The organism is Nostoc sp. CHAB 5836 (assembly GCF_020829445.1).
In the GTDB taxonomy this organism is placed as follows: Bacteria; Cyanobacteriota; Cyanobacteriia; order Cyanobacteriales; family Nostocaceae; genus Nostoc.
Genome location: NZ_JAIVFV010000031.1, coordinates 18,998 through 36,069, shown reverse-complemented (window position 1 = coordinate 36,069; position 17,072 = coordinate 18,998). Strand labels below are relative to the sequence as shown.

Below are 17,072 nucleotides of genomic sequence, written 5' to 3'. Positions count from 1 at the left end.
CTCTGCGTTCTCTGTGGTTCGTTTGATCTCCTAATTTAAAAAAGATCGTTCTTAGCCCAAATACAAACCGAATCAAAAAAGCCATGAAAAAAGTATATTTGATGATTTACGATTTAGGCGCAGGCCATCGTAGCACAGCCAATGCTTTGCAAAAAGTGATCGAGAAGCGGCAATTGCCTTGGGAAATTCACATAGTTGATGCTTTCAAAGAAATCATTGGCACCACTGCTCCACACTACGTTTACAATCAGCTGATCCTCAAAAAAAACTGGGCGAAAATTATTAATAACCCTTTCTTAGTTCCCTCATTCAAATTACAAATACGCCTTTCTCGTTTTGCTTGGCTAGGACGTTTTAAGAGATATTGGCAGCAGCATCAACCTGATATGGTGGTTTCATTATTGCCCTATATCAACGGACTGATTAATCAAAGCTTGCAATCCGTAGCGCCCAGTGTGCCTTTTGCAACCGTAATCACCGATCATGCCGATTGCCCACCCCACTTCTGGATTGATCCACAAGCACAATATTTAATTTGTCCTACTCAAAGAGCAGTTGAACAAGCGAAAAATTTGGGTTATGCGCAAGAGCGAATCTTCTGCACTTCCGGAGTGGTAATTCATCCTCGATTCTCTGAACCGGTGAATAGCGATCGCCAAATTGAAAGAGAACGCTTAGGTTTAGATCCAAATTTACCTACAGGTTTAATCACTTTTGGTAGTCAGGGATCAAATGCAATGCTAGAAATTGCCGATTCTCTAGAGAAATCGTCACTGAATCTACAACTCATTTTTATCTGCGGACGCAATGAAGAAATAGCAAATACTTTGCGCCGTCAACAGAGTCGTTTACCAAGGTTCATTGAAACTTTTACTAGTGAAATTCCCTACTATATGCATCTGTCGGATTTCTTTATTGGTAAATCCGGCTCTGTAGGTGTCAGCGAGGCTGTAGCAATGAACTTGCCAGTAATTACTGATTCCAACGCCTTAAGTATGTTTCAAGAACGACCCTCGGCTGAGTGGATTGCAGAAAATGAGATTGGGATTGTAGTCCGCAATTTTCGGGATATTGACCAAGCTGTAGCAAAGTTAATCCAACCGGAAAATCTAGCTCAGTACCGTGCCAATACTGCTGCGATCAACAATCAAGGAGTATTTGAAGTTGTTGATATTTTGGAACAAATGCTGGAAAACTCCTTCTCTGTTGCGTCTTCTCCAACGGTTGAGACAAATAAGCAGTTATCCTCGAAATTTTGATCGATGTATAAAAGACTGCTGTATAAAAAAGTTTTTGGAGGGTAAATGTGAAAACAATAGCAGGTAAAACAGCACTTTTGACTGGTGCTTCCGGTGGGATTGGAGTATTTATTGCTCGTGCTTTAGCAAAAGAGCAAGCAACCGTAGTTGCCGTTTCTCGTTCTCAAGAAGGTCTAGAGCAAATATGTGCTGAGATTGAAGCTGAGGGTGGTAAAGCGATAAGTATTCCCTTTGACATCAGACGATTGGAAGAATTACCCTCCCTAGTGCAGAAGATTGAACAACTTGCTGGCCCCATTGATATTTTGATCAATAATGCGGCCATAGAAAAATTCCGACCTTTCCAGAATTACACCTTAGAAGATATCCAATCGATATCGACGACCAATCTTTTAGCACCAATGGAGTTAGCTCGTTTGGTACTACCAAGTATGCTAGAGTGCAATAGTGGTCATATTGTAAATATTTCCTCTACAGCTGGCAAAAAGGGAGCGACTTATAACAGCATTTATTCAGCCAGTAAAGCTGGTTTAATTATGTGGTCAGATGCGATCCGCCAAGAATTAGCTAATACCAATGTCGGGGTTTCGGTAATTTGTCCTGGAGTTACCGATGCTGGAATGTTTCATGCTCTTGGCATAACAGCACCCAGTGTAGCCCACCTTGCCCATCCAACAGAAGTAGCAAATGTAGTGCTTCAAGCGATTCAGCACAATCACAAAGAAGTGATACTTGATGGACTGACCTCTAAGATATTCTTTGCTATTTCACAACTTTCTCCACAACTTGGGGATGCAATTATTCGGCGAGCTGGTTTGCTAGAACTGAATCGAAGGTGTGCAGAAACGCAAATGCAAGTGAGGAATCTGGTTAAAAATTAAGTTACACCAATTTTGCTAATCAAGACAGATTAAATCTGGCTTTCTTAATTATGAATTACCCTAGCAAGTCTGCAAGTGTAATTCAGAATTAAGAATTAGGAATTAAGCAAATGGTTAATCAACATTACGATGTGATAATTATTGGTACAGGTGCAGGTGGTGGAACTCTAGCACATGCCTTGGCACCAAGTGGAAAGAAAATTTTAGTTTTAGAGCGAGGCCCTTTTCTTGCTAAAGAAAAAGCCAATTGGGATTCTCAAGAAATCTATGGAAAAGGTCGCTACCGCAGTTCCGAAGTGTGGTATGACAAGGATGGTAAGCCAATGGATGTGCCAACATACTATTACGTCGGCGGCAATACCAAATTTTACGGTGCTACATTGTACAGGTTCCGTGAGCGGGATTTTGAAAAAGTCACTCATAAAGATGGTATTTCTCCAGAATGGCCGTTGAAGTATCAAGATTTTGCCCCCTACTACGCTCAAGCTGAAAGGCTTTACGAAGTACACGGTATGCGAGGTCTTGACTCGACTGAACCCCCAAGCAGCGAAGACTATCCCTATCCAGCCATCAGCCATGAACCATACATTGAACAAATCTGCTCTACTCTCAAGGATAAAGGGTTTCATCCTTCTTACCAACCCCTAGCGGTGAAACTCAATGAAGTCAATCGTTTTTTAAGTGCGTGTATTCGTTGCAACACATGTGATGGCTTTCCATGTTTGGTCAACGCCAAAGCCGATGCTGACATTAATGGTGTACGTCCGGGAATGGTCTATCCTAATCTGACTTTGCTCACCGAAGCCAAAGTTTTACGTTTGCATACCAGTCCATCGGGTCGTGAAGTTACTGGCGTGGAAGCAGAAATCGCAGGTAATCGCCAAATTTTTTCTGGAGATCTAGTTGTTGTTGCTTGTGGTGCAATCAACTCAGCAGCATTATTGCTTAAATCTGCTAATGAACAACACCCAAACGGACTAGCGAATAGTTCTGATCTTGTCGGACGCAACTATATTAAGCATAATATTGCAGCGATCGTGGGTTTATCTGTAAAACCTAATCCGACAGTTTATTCCAAGACACTTGCTGTTAACGATTTTTATTGGGGAGAGAAAGATTTTCCTTACCCAATGGGACACGTACAGACACTCGGCGACATCAATGAAGATAGGGCTGCCGCTAATGCACCACCTTTTATTCCTAAAGGAATTCTTCCCAGGGGAGTATATAAGGCAGTATCAGATCGGACTACTGGTTGGTTTTTGATGGGTGAAGACTTGCCAAATCCTAACAATCGTGTCCATGTCAAGGATGATAAAGTTTTTCTCGAATATACAAATAACAATGAAGAAGCATTTAATCGTTTCATCAAGCGTTGGATTCAAGTATTAAAGTCCATTCAGCCACCCAGTATTAGCTCATTTTCAATTTATGTGACTACAAAAATGCCCTTTGGGTATCAGTGCGGTACTTGTCGTTTTGGTGAAGATCCTAAAACTTCTGTACTCGATCTCAATTGTCGTACCCACGATATTGATAATTTGTACGTTGTTGATGGTAGCTTTTTCCCGTCTAGTGGCGCTGTGAACCCAACTTTAACGATGATGGCTAACGCTTTGCGGGTTGGAGAGCATTTACTTGAAAGACTACGATAACTCATTCAACGAGCTAAAACATCGAAGTAAATTACCATACTGATGATCAAAGCCCAGATTTTTCCTAACCAAAATACAAATCAAATCCTTTTATATTGCTTTGTTGAACTCGGATTTTAATTTGAATTCAACAGGAAAATCTCATAGATGAAACAAAAATATCATATCCTTTTTTGCGCTGTCCACAAACTAACCGGAGTGAAATTAAATGCTATTTGATTGGCTAATTATAGGAGCGGGATACTCAGGCTGTGTAATGGCTGAACGGCTAGCAACTCAGCTTGGACAGAGGGTGCTGATTGTAGAGCAGCGAGACCACATTGGGGGTAATGCCTACGATTATTACAACGAGCATGGCATTCTTGTTCATAAATATGGGCCTCATATCTTTCATACTAAGTCTAAGAAAGTATGGGATTATCTCTCTCAATTTACAGAATGGAGGCATTACTATCATCATGTACTGGGAGTCTTGGAGGGCAAGAAAGTCCCTATTCCTTTTAATCTCAATTCTCTCCATGCACTTTTTCCTGAAAAATATGCAGAGAAGCTGGAGAATTTGCTTCTAGAAAACTTCGGTTTTGGAGTAAAAGTACCCATTTTGAAACTGCGGGAGAGTGCTAGTGGTGATCTCAGCTTTTTAGCTGATTACATTTATGAAAATGTTTTTCTCCGTTACACAATCAAGCAGTGGGGAATGAAACCAGAGGATCTGGATAAGGGAGTAACGGGACGTGTTCCAGTTTATATCAGCCGGGATGACCGTTACTTTCAAGACCCCTATCAGGCTATGCCTAAGCTGGGCTATACAGAAATGTTCCGGCGAATGCTGGCTCATCCCAATATTAAGGTAATGTTAAACGCAGATTACCGCGAAATTATCAAAGATGTTAAGTTTCACCGACTACTTTGCACTGCGCCGATTGACACCTTTTTTGATTATATGTATGGTGAATTGCCCTATCGGAGTCTGCGCTTTCAATTCGACACTTTAGATCAAGAACAGTATCAAGAGGTGGGTACAGTTAATTATCCCAACGATTACGATATCACTCGCATCACTGAACAGAAGTATTTGTCAGGACAAACTTCTCCTAAAACTACCTTGGTGATGGAATATCCCCAGGCTTATGTACCAGGAAAAAATGACCCTTATTATCCTATTCTCAATGAAGAAAGTCGCGATCGCCTGAGCCTATACCTTAAAGAAGCAGAGAAACTCAATGGTACAGTACTATTTGCTGGACGACTTGGAGACTACAAATACTATGACATGGATCATGCAGTGCTTCGGGCACTTGGTTTGTTTGAGAAAGAAGTAGCAAATTCTATGTAAGTAGGTTGGCGCAATTAAAGCTAACTGGCTAAGGCTGTCCTTTGTCATTGGTCATTAGTAAAGATTTTAAGCCTATTTACGTTTCGTAACATACTTTGATTTTTCGCGCCAACTTACTTAGAAAGTGCCAAAAGGATGCGATCGCACTTCTGATGGATAAAAACATAGAACTCTTTCTTTCAAGTTCTGACTAAAAAATGGTTAATATTTTCTCACAAAAAGATTATGACGCAACAACAACTCGTTAGTACAACTAAGCAACGCCTTGACTGTTCCATTTGCAATTATCGCGTCAATCCGAATGATGAATCTGCATTTTCTACGTTTCCTTGTAGTGTCAGAGCCTTTATAGGCGAAAAGTTTCAGGTTTGGCGTTGTCCCGATTGCAAGACGATACATTGTTTAGATGTCGTAGAGCTTGACCACTACTACGCCCAATACCCGACTGCTAAGGCAACACTCACATGGTCATATCGATTTATCTATGGCAATCTGTACCGCCAGTTGACGAAGCATGGGTTTTCCAAGACTCACTCGTTGCTCGATTATGGCTGTGGTGCTAACGGTCTGTTTGTAGAATATCTGCAAGAACGTGGTTTTGCCAATTCCTATGGATATGACCCTTATGGGCCAGAGGACGGCTTTGGGGATCCAACAACCCTCCAGCGTAGACCATTTGATTACATCTCGCTCCAAGATGTCATTGAACATGTTGAAGATCCTAATGATCTATTAACTAAGTTAAACAATATGCTGTCCCCTGGTGGTTACATTCTAATCAGTACACCTAACGCCGCTAATATCGACCTCACGCGACCCGACTTACCCGATCACTTTAACTGTATGCATATCCCCTACCACCTTCATGTATACACGCGTGAAACCCTCGAATCATTAGGGAGATATCAGGAATGGGAGCCTGTAGATTTCTTTGACCGAAAATATGATGATACACCCTGGTTCGGTTTCAATAATCGAGTTTATAACGTTTACATGAGCCTCTTTGACAACTCACCAGACGTTTTTGTTGAGCCGTTGAAACTAGGAAAAGCGTTGTCCTCTTATAAATTCCTCTTCTACGCTATTTTCGGTTATTGGCTGAGTTTCCATTCTGGGATGAGCATCATGTTCCGCAAAAGAACTTAATCTAGCGATCGCCTTCCTTATGGAGTCGCTAAAGAACTCAGCCCAATAGAATTGGCACAGCATTGTCACTAAAAAGGTATCCGCTCAATAAATCGTGGCGAACTAAGTACGTTGGTGCGAAAAAAGTTAAGTATGTTACAAAACGTAAATAAGCTTAAAACCTTTACTAATGACCAACGACAAAGGACAAATGACAGCCTTAGCTAGTTAGCTTTATTTGCGCCAACTTACTTACCAGATCAGGAACGATTTTAGGCAATTTGAGCCTTGTCCCTGAGGGATTTACCCCGGATTATTGAGCGGTTAGGTGGACTTCCAATTTAAAAAATACTCCACAAGATTGAATAATTTATTTATTGGAAGTCTATTACCAAAAAAGTTTGGTTTTTAAGAAAAATTTTGTATTTATGGAAACAATGCAATCACCCTCATATCCCAAAAAAAAGTTTTTGATCAATGTTGTCACCGGAAATAGTGGTGGAGGGCATATCGCCACTTCTAATGCCATATCTTCAATCATTGAGCAACAACTCGTCTGTCAAACTAGTGTTACCGACGTAGACGTATTAGCACAGCGTTTAGCACAAGGACAAAAGACACTGGATATCTACAGGCTATTCGGAACTAGTGCAGATCAAGTTCTCAACCAGATCATGCAAAGCGGTTGGACATGGATTCACCATCTGACCATGCCCTTTAATAAACTACTGATCAAACTAAATCACGATGCTGGTGTGAAGATATTCGAGGAACATTGGCGCGAGGAACAGCCAGATATAGTAGTTTCTGTAGTGCCGTTGTTTAATAAAATGATCTGGGAAAGTTTACAGAGAGTAAAACCAGGCACACCTTTAGTAACAGTTCTGATAGATTTTGCTGATTTTCCATCGGCCTATTGGATAGAACCAGAAACGGGAAGTTATGTTGTTTGTGGCACCCAAAAAGCAGTGGAACAAGCTCGTTCTCTAGGAGTAAAGGAGGATCTGATCGTCAAAACTTCGGGAATGGTAATTAACCCTCGCTTTTATGAACCAATTGTGAGCGATCGCGCCCAAGAAAGGCAACGCTTGGGTTTAGATCCAGACTGTCTGACTGGACTTGTGTTATTCGGTGGTAATGGCTCCAAAGTCATGCTGGAAATTGCCAAGGGTCTGGAGCGTTTTCAACAAAAGCTACAACTGATCTTTATCTGCGGACGCAATGAAGAACTAGCTGTAGCTTTACGTGAAAGCCAAGGTCTTCAAAAGAGGTTTGTCACCACCTTTACAAAAGACATTCCTTACTATATGCATCTTTGTGATTTTATGATTGGTAAACCAGGCCCCGGTAGCATCAGCGAGGCACTAGTCATGAAGCTACCAGTGATTGTGGAACGCAGTGCTAAGACAATGCCGCAGGAACAATACAACACTGAGTGGATTCAACAGCAGCAGGTGGGTCTGGTTATCCCCAGTTTTCAGGATATCGATGGAGCAGTTGAGCAGTTTCTTCAACCAGAAAATTTTGCCCGCTACCGTGCAAATGTCACTGCGATCAACAATAGAGCCGTATTTGAAATACCCGATATTTTACAGAGAATTCTCGCTACTAATTATCAAAAAACAGTGGCAGAACCACTCCAGCAGAGGTGACAACGATGAATCGAGATCGTGTTAAATCAGTTACGCTGGCGGCAATGTGTTTCGCCCTCTTCATGGCCAATCTCGATGACACTGTGATCAATTTGGCACTTCCCCAGATTCAGATAAGTCTAAACTCTAGCGTGTCGGGATTACAGTGGATTCTCAACGCTTACAGTTTGTCTGCCACTAGTCTAGTGCTGCCAAGCGGAACCTTAGGAGACATTTATGGACGTAAGCGAGTCTTCCTCACAGGGCTAGTCATCTTTACGATCGCTTCTTTAATTTGCGGTCTGGCTCCCAGTTTGAGTATCTTGATTACTGGGCGAACCCTTCAAGGAATTGGAGCTGCTGCCTTAGTGACTGGTTCTCTGTCGATCATTGCTGAGACCTTTCCCGAACCGAAGGAAAAATCTAAAGCCCTTGGTATTTGGGCTGCGGTGTCAGGACTCGCCCTCGTTGCTGGCCCAGTGCTAGGCGGACTACTAGTGGATACTTTGGGATGGCAGAGCGTATTCTTTCTCAACTTACCACTGGGCGCGATCGCTTTTTGGGTGACTTCGCGTGTTGTTAAGGAAAGCAAGGATCCCAGCAAGCAACGTCTCGATGTGCCTGGTTTACTGCTCAGTGTCATCTTTCTGGCTTCACTTACCTATGCACTTACTCAAGGGAATGCTGGGCTGTGGCGATCGCCACTAATTGTGTTCCTGTTGATAGTTGCCGGACTTAGCTTTGTGACATTTTTATTTGTTGAGTCCCGCAGTAGCCACCCAATGCTACCATTATCCTTGTTTCAAAATTCAACGTTTACTGTAGTCAGTATCGTTGAGGTTTTGGTATTCTTCACTGTTGTCAGCTTACTTTTTATCTTCAGCCTGTTTTTCCAGCAAGTGCAGGGGTACTCGGCAACGGCGGCGGGCTTACGCTTCCTACCAATGAATGGAGCTTTTGTAATTGCATCTATATTTTCTGGGTGGTTTGCTGCTCGCTTAGGGTGGCGCTTTGCGATCGCCACAGGATTGCTCCTAGCAAGCATAGCTACGTTTTCCTTTGTACGAATCACTGTCGATACAGAGTATGGAGTGATTTTGTGGAGCCTGATTGTTTCAGGGTTTGGTAGCGGCTTGACACTCGCACCCTTAGCAGCAGTAGGTATGAGTTCTGCACCTTCCACGAAAGTGGGAATTGCCTCAGCAGTCATCAACGCTAGTAATCGTTTCGGCAATATGTTAGGAGTTGGTATACAAGGAACAATTCTCACCCAACAGCTATCCTCGAATTTGGCGCGATCGCTCTCTGCTTGGGGTCTACCCTCAAACCTTCAAGATCGCCTCATGGCTGATGTTTTGCGTGGTGGATTTCAAGTTCCAAGTGACCTACCAGTCAACATTTCGACCCAAGCTATGCATCAGGCAATTAGCAATGCATTTGTGTCTGGTCTGCACGCAACTGTGCTTCTAGCTAGTATTACCCTGCTAGGTGGGGCATTTTTGATTCTGGTGTTTGTTCAGCCAACTTTTAACCAAGTCACTAAGAATTCTCCTTTTGCTAGTAAACACAAGAAGCACGGTAAGCGCATCTAAAATTAGACTTTACAAAAAGATGATTTATCTATGAACGAAGAAATTGGTAAGCTTTACGAGACTGGATCTACTGATGGTTTATTAGGGAACACTAATGGCGTTAATACCTCACCTGTAGACAGTTGGTTACCCGAGCTTGATGTCAACAACGAAAAACTGCAAGAATTTCCTGGAAGTTCAAATGATTTCGTCAGTATTGCCAATCCGAAATCAATTTCCACCATTGATATCACTAATGATTTTGTAACCAGTGAAAAGCTGCCTCAAGGCGATAATCGCATTGACCCTGCTGAGGGGATCAATCTTAATTTTACTCAGGGAATCAGTACTAACAACACTAATAGTACATTCAACTATGGACAGTTCATTTCTGATCTTATTAGCTTATTTGCCCCTCAGTCTGAAAATTCTTTTCCTTCAGCTTTCGCTCAGGGAGTTAATAATGGCACTATAGATAGTGATTTGAAATAATTTAAACTATTCCGCAACTCTTGGAGACGCTACCGCAAACGCTTCATGGGGAACTAGAATTATGTCTCCCCTCTCCCATCTTTGGGAGAGGGGCTGAAAGTGAGGGAAAAGATTTAAGCAAAATTAGGATGCTCCCCCTAGTCAGGACTGAAGTCCTTATTTCCTTAGCACACTTTGTGCTTACTACAAACCCTCAAAACTAACTTAGTACAACATTTCATTAACTCGTAGCGAATTCTCTGCGAACCTTTGCGCTTCCCTTTGCGCCCCTACCCTGCGGGAAGGCGTTCGCGTAGCGTCTCGTAGAGAAGCGCCTATGCGTTTAAATTTCAACCCTCAATTCGCCACGATTTTACGCAAAGCCGTACTTAAACATCGTAATCGTAATAGTATATTTTACGACTTTTAAAATATCTCATAAGTATATGTCAATACAGTTCAGTTAAGCATTTCCCCCTTCTCTTTCTCTCTTCTCTCTGTGTTCTCTGCGCCTGGAGTGGTAGCCTGCGGCAAGCCGCTTTGCGTCTACGTAAAAAAAAAAGAGTTTCAGCCCTTTTGTGAACCGTATTGAAGTATATGTAGGGAAGCCAGCCCCGTGGGCGAGTTTCCCAACTTAAGATGATTTTTGCCAATTTATACTAGAAGATCAGTAGATTTGATATAAGAGGCAAAAAACTATAAACAAGATTAATCATTAGTGTTGTTCATGTAAATATATGCGAACAATTCTTTTTTGTCCCAAGTCCAAAAATCAGGAGCTTGCAAAAAAGAAATACTTTACTATTTGGCCTAATTGTTGGATATTAATCTTTGGAGATACCTAAGTATAGGACTCCTATTTGATTTTTGAACAATCAAGCTGCCTAGAAGCTTGACATACAAACCTTGACTTCTCAGTATACTGAGCAAGATTCAAGTAGGATTCCTACACAACCACCAGCCAAGGGAAATTAGTCAGAAGTCTGAAACTGAGTATCGAGAAAATCTGAATCGTTTCTGAAATAAAGGATTTGAACAAAATGGCCAATAACCAATTAGGAATCTCATTATTAACACCTGCCAGCGATCTAGTTCTCGCATCGGGTACAACTGATTCTGAAGCCCTTTTCGCTCGTGCTGGAAACGATACAATTTATCCTGACAATCCGGTTGTAAGCGCCACTCAGGCAACAAATGTAGATTATTTGTTCGGCGATTTATTTGATAACTCTGCTGAAGAATTTGAGATTATTCTGAATATTCAGAATTCTCAGCAAGGTGGTAATCCATTTCTAATTCTAAACAGAAATATCCCATCTGTAGGAGCAGACAGATTTGTTCTTGGTGATCGAACTCAGCCCTACTATACTACCTCTAACCCAGCAACCCTACTAACTACAAACTTCCTTGGTTTGAACGAGTTTGCTGTCATTTATGATTTCGGCGTTAATAATGATGTCATCCAGCTAAATGGTAGACCGCAAGACTATCGAATCGTAAAAGTTACTGGATTACAGGTTGCAGGAGTCGCACAACCTCTTTCTGGACAAGCGATCTTTTCAGTGCAACAGGGACTACCTGACTTAGTAACTTTTGTGGTTGCAAAGCCGGAAGTCAATTTAAATTTGAACTCGAATAATTTTCGGTTTATCGGTCAAAAACCACTAATAAAACCAACATCGTACCGGAAGATTAATCAATTATCGACTACTGGTAACGATCTCAGTCTTGCTGCGAATACAGATTCTCCTGGTAATGTTTATATATCAGGAACTACCACCGGGACATTGTTTGGAACCAATCAAGGTTTGGGAGATGCTTGGGTAGAGAAATATAACACCAATGGCAGCCTAGTCTGGGGTAGGCAGTTTGGCTCCTCTGGTGATGAGTCTAACTTTGCGAGCGCCACAGACAGGAATGGTAACACATACCTAGCGGGTGGCACATCGGGTAACTTGTTTGGAACCAAGCAAACAGAAACGGATGTTTGGGTGGCAAAATATGATACCAATGGCAATCGTGTTTGGGGTAGGCAGTTTACTGCTGGTGGTTTTAGTAGTGGAGCCTTTAGCATTGATCTAGATCCAGCAGGCAATGTCTACTTATCAGGAATCGCAATTAAAAACAATACAAGAACAGACATTTTCAATTTTGCGGTTCAGGATGATTCTTGGGTGTCTAAGTTTGACACCAATGGCAACCAACAGTGGATTACCCAGATTAAGAATCCGGGAGCAACTTTCCCTTTTGATATCACTCCCTTTTTTGACGAATCTTACGACCTTACAGTTGATAAGGATGCCAACAGCATAGCTGTAGGCTGGACTCAGGGCTTAGTCAGAGAATCAGACCCATCGCGACAACTTTTGAAGTACGATGCTTGGGTGTCAAAGGTGAACACAGCAGGGCAGGTACAGTGGGTTCAACAGCTTGGAAGTACAAATCAGGGACTTGATTTTGCCTGGGGCGTTGATACTGACAGCCAGGGCAATATTTACGTTACAGGATGGACTACAGGGAGTATTGGCGTAAGCAACGGACAAACTGGCGCTCGCGATATTTGGATTACTAAACTTCGTCCAGATGGCTCTCAAGTGTGGGCTAAACAGTTTGGCTCTCCAGATGATGATGGTATGTTCCTATCGGATATGCAGATCGATCAAAATGACAACATCTTTATCATCGGACATACTAACGGCGTCTTGGGAAATGGCACAAAAGACCCATCTTATAATGCCTGGGTGGCGAAGTTCGACACTAATGGCAACAACAACTGGATTCAACAATTTGGAAGACTAAATAATCTGGACTACCCTACAGGAGTCACTACTGATGGAACGGGTAGGCTTTACGTGACTGGATTTACTGACAGCTCATTAACGAACCCTACTGGCGTCACTAGCTCAGCTGTGGACGGTTGGTTGGCTCAACTTAATGCCAGCACCGGAACCCTGCAAAAATTTATCGGCACATCAATTAATGCTCTCAGCACTTTAACTGATAGTCTCACCACTTCAACTGATAGTCTCACCACTTCAACTGATAGTCTCAGCCCTTCAACTGATAGTCTCAGCCCTTCAACTGATATTCTCAGCCCTTCAACTGATAGTCTCAGCACTTCAACTGATAGTCTCAGTAGTTTAAATGATGTCTTCAGTATTGCCGCTCCTACTCGCATTTCCACCACTGATATCACTAATAGTCTTGTAACTAGCGAAAAGCTGCCTCAAGGCGATAACCTGATTAACCCTGCTGAGGGGATCAATCTTAACTTTGGTCAGAGAACCACTAGTCCTTCTACTAGTAGTACATTCAACTATGGACAGTTCATTTCTAGTCTTGACGGCATATTTGACTCTGGGTTGAGACCTGCTTTTTCTTCAAGTTTGACTCAGGCAGTTAATAATGGCAGTCTAGTGATTTGAAATGATTACTCCCTTCCCGCCAGAAGAATACCTAAATTTTTTTTACGAACGGCCAACGCGAGTGCGTCTCCCCTTCTCCCAAAGGGAGAGACTAGCGCCAAGGGGGAAGGACACCAAGTAAGAGGAAGAAAAATAAATAGGTAAGGGACTTCCAATTTAAAAAATACTCAACTACTTCTTGTGGGGTGGGCGAGACATCGCCCACCCCACAAGATTGAATAATTTATCGGAGGCAGGAGTTAGGAGGCAGGAGGCAGGAGGAAAACTGACCCCTAACTCCTGCTGTGACCAGAGGGAACAGGGGTTTAAGACCCCCACTGAACTCTCGTTCAGTGGCTCTTTTTCAGTTGGGGTCGAATCCCCAACTGAAAAACTCCTTCTGCCTCCTGCCTCCTGCCTCCTGCCTCCTTCAATTATTGGAAGTTTCTAAACGACCGGCTCTGGGTTGCGGTTTCTTATCCCGAGTAACTGTTGGCTTAACTTATCTCTATTGTTATGTATTAATACGGTCTACTTTGTATAAATATTTTTATTTACTGATAACAGGATTTAGCGTAGGCGCAGCCCGGCGTAGACAGCGTAAGTCCTAAAATATTAAAAACCTAGGCAGTATTGCTACGGGATTGGCTTTGGGGTCGAGTTAAACCTGATCTAAGTTGAGAACCGAGTTTTCGCCCTCACCCTAAATCCCTCTCCCAGATCTGGGAGAGGGACTTTGAAATTCTAGCTCCCCGAATCCCATATCTGGGATTCAGGGTTGAGGGATGAGGGCAAATCCTTTTGAAAAGCGTTGAACTACAGGTTTCAAGATCGACATAGTTTAGATGAGGTAAATTGAGTCATCTAAGTAGGTTGGTGCAATTAAAGTTAACTGGCTAAGGCTGTCATTTGCCTTTTGTCATTGTTTATTAGTAAGGTTTTTAATCGTATTTACGTTTCGTAAAATAATTGAATTTTTTCGCACCAACTTACTTAATCAGCATCTCAGATTTTGGCTGGCAATCACACGTCTAAATGGTAAAACACGACAAATAAGGAGCTTGGAAAAAATAAATTATTTACTAAAAAATAAATACTTTACTATTTGGTCTAAACTGTTGGATATTATTATTCTTGGACAAAAATATAATCATTCAGAGCATCGACACCAGCAGGGGCAAAGGCACGTAAAACCTGAAACACTTGCTGTAAGAGGATTATTCTCCTTTAGATGCCCAAGACTTTCGACACCAATAGACGGAAATTAGTCACAAGTCCGAAACTAGATCTCGAAAAAATCTAAATTGCTTCTGAAATAAGGGATTTAAATAAAATGGCTGATGAACAACTAGCAATTTCATTATTGACACCTGCCAGCGATCTAGTTGTCGCAGGGGGTACAAATGCTCCTGAAGCCCTTTTCGGTCGTGCCGGAAACGATACCATTTATCCTGACAATCCGGTTGCAAGCGCCACTCAAGCAACAAATGTAGATTATTTGTTCGGGGATCTATTTGACAACTCTGCTGAAGAATTTGAGATTATTCTGAATATTCAGAATGCCCAGCAAGGTGGTAATCCATTTCTGATCCTAAACAGAAATATCCCATCTGTAGGGGCAGACAGATTTGTTCTTGGTGATACAAATCAGCCTTACTATACTACTTCTAACCCAGATACCCTACTAACTACAAACTTCCTTGGTTTGAACGAGTTTGCTGTCATTTATGATTTCGGCGTCAATAATGATGTCATCCAGCTAAATGGTAAACCGAAAGACTATCGAATCGTAAAAATTAATGGATTACAGGTTCAAGGAGTCGCACAACCGATTTCTGGACAAGCGATCTTTTCACTGCAACAGGGAGCGCCTGACCTCGTGACTTTTGTGGTTGCAAAGCCGGAAGTTAATTTAGATTTAAAATCGAATAATTTCCGGTTTGTGGGTGAAAAACCACCAAAAAAACCAGCACGAAACAATAAGATTCAGCAATTAGGGACTACGGGTCTCGATCTCAGTCTTGCTGCAAGTAAAGATTCTGCTGGCAATATTTATATATCAGGATCTACCACCGGGCCATTGTTTGGAACCAATCAAGGTTTTACAGATGCTTGGATAGCGAAATATGACAGCAATGGTAACCAGGTCTGGGGTAGGCAGTTTGGCTCTTCTGGTGATGAGTCTAACTTTGCAATGGTTGCAGACAAAGATGGTAACACGTACCTAGCGGGTGGCACATCGGGTAACTTGTTTGGAACCAAACAAACAGAAGCTGATGTTTGGGTGGCTAAATATGACACCAATGGCAATCAGGTTTGGGGTAGGCAGTTTACTGCTGGTGGTTTTAGTAGTGGAGCCTTTAGCATAGATCTAGATCCAGCAGGCAATGTCTACTTATCAGGAATCGCAATTAAGAACAATACAAGAACAGACATTTTCAATTTTGCGGTTCAGGATGATTCCTGGGTCTCTAAGTTTGACACCAATGGCAACCAGCAGTGGATTACCCCGATTAAAGATCCTTCCGCAACTTTCCCTTTTGATATCACTCCCTTTTTTGACGAATCTTACGACCTTGCAGTTGATAAGGATGGCAACAGCATAGCTGTAGGCTGGACTCAAGGCCTAGTCAGAGAATCAGACCCATCGCGACAACTTTTGAAGTACGATGTCTGGGTATCAAAGGTGAATACAGCAGGGCAGGTACAGTGGGTTCAACAGCTTGGAAGTACAAATCAGGGACTTGATTTTGCCTGGGGCGTTGATACTGACAGCCAGGGCAATATTTACGTTACAGGATGGACTACAGGGGATATTGGCACACAGGTGGGAACAAGAGGAATCGGCGATCGCGATATTTGGATTAGCAAACTCCGTCCAGATGGCTCTCAAGTGTGGGCTAAACAGTTTGGCTCTCCAGATGATGATGGTATGTTCTTATCCGACGTGGAGATCGATCAACAAGACAATATCTTTCTGATCGGACATTCTAATGGCAAGTTAGGAAAAGGTCAAAAAGACGAATCTTATAATACCTGGGTGGCGAGGTTTGACACTGATGGCAATAACAAGTGGATTCAACAATTTGGCAGCAGAAAGAATCTTGACTACCCTACAGGTGTTACTACTGACAGCGCTGGTAAGCTTTACGTCACTGGATTTACTGATGGCTTATTAGGGAAGACTAATGGCGTTAATACCTCGGCTGTGGACGGTTGGTTGGCCGAGCTTAATATCAAGAACGGAAAACTGCAAAAATTTATCGGCAGTTCAAATGATTTTGTCAGCATTGACGAGCCTGGTTTAATTCCCACCGTTGATATCACTAATAATTTAGTGACTAGGGAAAGACTGCCTTTAGGCGATAATCGCATTAACCCTGCTGAGGGGATCAATCTTAACTTTACTCAGGGGATCGGTGCTAACTCTGCTCAGAGAGTCAGTACTAGTGGCAGTGCATTCAACTATGGACAGATCGTTTCTGGTCTTGGCAGCATATTTGACCCTGAGTCGGAAAATTCTTTTCCTTCAGCTTTGGCTGAGGCAGTTAATAATGGTACTATAGTCGTCTGAATTGATTTACAGCTATTTTCAGGTAAATAGACTACGGGGAGCATCCCAATGCAAGCTTAAATCTTTTCCCTCACCCCCTCTCCCATGTTTGGGAGAGGGGGTTAGGGGATGAGGGCTATGAAGGGAATGGCACATTTGGGATGCTCCCTTACGAAGAACTTGGTT

Annotated in this window: 10 protein-coding genes; all 10 read left to right on the top strand. The window is 42.4% G+C overall.

Annotated elements, in window-relative coordinates; translation table 11 throughout:
- Nucleotides 1–83: 83 nt before the first annotated feature.
- The 10 genes from LC605_RS09165 to LC605_RS09120 all read left to right on the top strand — a co-directional run bounded on the left by LC605_RS09165 (nt 84) and on the right by LC605_RS09120 (nt 16,907).
- The gene (locus LC605_RS09165) at nt 84–1,259 is read left to right on the top strand and encodes a glycosyltransferase (RefSeq protein WP_229547249.1); all 1,176 of its coding nucleotides are present in this window, start codon (nt 84–86) and stop codon (nt 1,257–1,259) included.
- A gap of 47 nt (nt 1,260–1,306) precedes the next feature.
- Nucleotides 1,307–2,140 (top strand): SDR family oxidoreductase, encoded by an 834-nt coding sequence (locus tag LC605_RS09160; RefSeq protein WP_229547248.1) that lies wholly within the window; start codon nt 1,307–1,309, stop codon nt 2,138–2,140.
- A gap of 110 nt (nt 2,141–2,250) precedes the next feature.
- The gene (locus LC605_RS09155; RefSeq protein WP_229547247.1) at nt 2,251–3,795 is read left to right on the top strand and encodes a GMC oxidoreductase; all 1,545 of its coding nucleotides are present in this window, start codon (nt 2,251–2,253) and stop codon (nt 3,793–3,795) included.
- Nucleotides 3,796–4,003: 208 nt separating this feature from the next.
- On the top strand, nt 4,004–5,131 hold the full coding sequence (gene glf, locus LC605_RS09150) for a UDP-galactopyranose mutase (protein ID WP_229547246.1): 1,128 nt from the start codon (nt 4,004–4,006) through the stop codon (nt 5,129–5,131).
- 225 nt (nt 5,132–5,356) lie between these two features.
- Nucleotides 5,357–6,277, top strand: a complete 921-nt coding sequence (locus LC605_RS09145) for a class I SAM-dependent methyltransferase (RefSeq protein WP_229547245.1) — start codon at nt 5,357–5,359, stop codon at nt 6,275–6,277.
- A 407-nt stretch (nt 6,278–6,684) separates the two neighbouring features.
- The gene (locus LC605_RS09140) at nt 6,685–7,908 is read left to right on the top strand and encodes a glycosyltransferase (protein ID WP_229547244.1); all 1,224 of its coding nucleotides are present in this window, start codon (nt 6,685–6,687) and stop codon (nt 7,906–7,908) included.
- 5 nt (nt 7,909–7,913) lie between these two features.
- Nucleotides 7,914–9,479, top strand: a complete 1,566-nt coding sequence (locus tag LC605_RS09135) for an MFS transporter (protein ID WP_229547243.1) — start codon at nt 7,914–7,916, stop codon at nt 9,477–9,479.
- Between the two features lie 30 nt (nt 9,480–9,509).
- The gene (locus tag LC605_RS09130; protein WP_229547242.1) at nt 9,510–9,950 is read left to right on the top strand and encodes a hypothetical protein; all 441 of its coding nucleotides are present in this window, start codon (nt 9,510–9,512) and stop codon (nt 9,948–9,950) included.
- A gap of 1,019 nt (nt 9,951–10,969) precedes the next feature.
- Nucleotides 10,970–13,354, top strand: a complete 2,385-nt coding sequence (locus LC605_RS09125; RefSeq protein WP_229547241.1) for an SBBP repeat-containing protein — start codon at nt 10,970–10,972, stop codon at nt 13,352–13,354.
- 1,312 nt (nt 13,355–14,666) lie between these two features.
- Entirely contained in the window at nt 14,667–16,907 is a 2,241-nt protein-coding gene (locus LC605_RS09120; protein ID WP_229547240.1) for an SBBP repeat-containing protein, read from the top strand.
- Nucleotides 16,908–17,072 lie beyond the last annotated feature (165 nt).

What these genes read in the sequence shown, in the direction of transcription:
- LC605_RS09130 (WP_229547242.1), top strand. Translation starts at nt 9,510, where the DNA reads ATGAACGAAGAAATTGGTAAGCTTTACGAGACTGGATCTACTGATGGT.
- LC605_RS09125 (WP_229547241.1), top strand. Translation starts at nt 10,970, where the DNA reads ATGGCCAATAACCAATTAGGAATCTCATTATTAACACCTGCCAGCGAT.
- LC605_RS09155 (WP_229547247.1), top strand. Translation starts at nt 2,251, where the DNA reads ATGGTTAATCAACATTACGATGTGATAATTATTGGTACAGGTGCAGGT.
- LC605_RS09135 (WP_229547243.1), top strand. Translation starts at nt 7,914, where the DNA reads ATGAATCGAGATCGTGTTAAATCAGTTACGCTGGCGGCAATGTGTTTC.
- glf (WP_229547246.1), top strand. Translation starts at nt 4,004, where the DNA reads ATGCTATTTGATTGGCTAATTATAGGAGCGGGATACTCAGGCTGTGTA.
- LC605_RS09165 (WP_229547249.1), top strand. Translation starts at nt 84, where the DNA reads ATGAAAAAAGTATATTTGATGATTTACGATTTAGGCGCAGGCCATCGT.
- LC605_RS09120 (WP_229547240.1), top strand. Translation starts at nt 14,667, where the DNA reads ATGGCTGATGAACAACTAGCAATTTCATTATTGACACCTGCCAGCGAT.
- LC605_RS09145 (WP_229547245.1), top strand. Translation starts at nt 5,357, where the DNA reads ATGACGCAACAACAACTCGTTAGTACAACTAAGCAACGCCTTGACTGT.
- LC605_RS09140 (WP_229547244.1), top strand. Translation starts at nt 6,685, where the DNA reads ATGGAAACAATGCAATCACCCTCATATCCCAAAAAAAAGTTTTTGATC.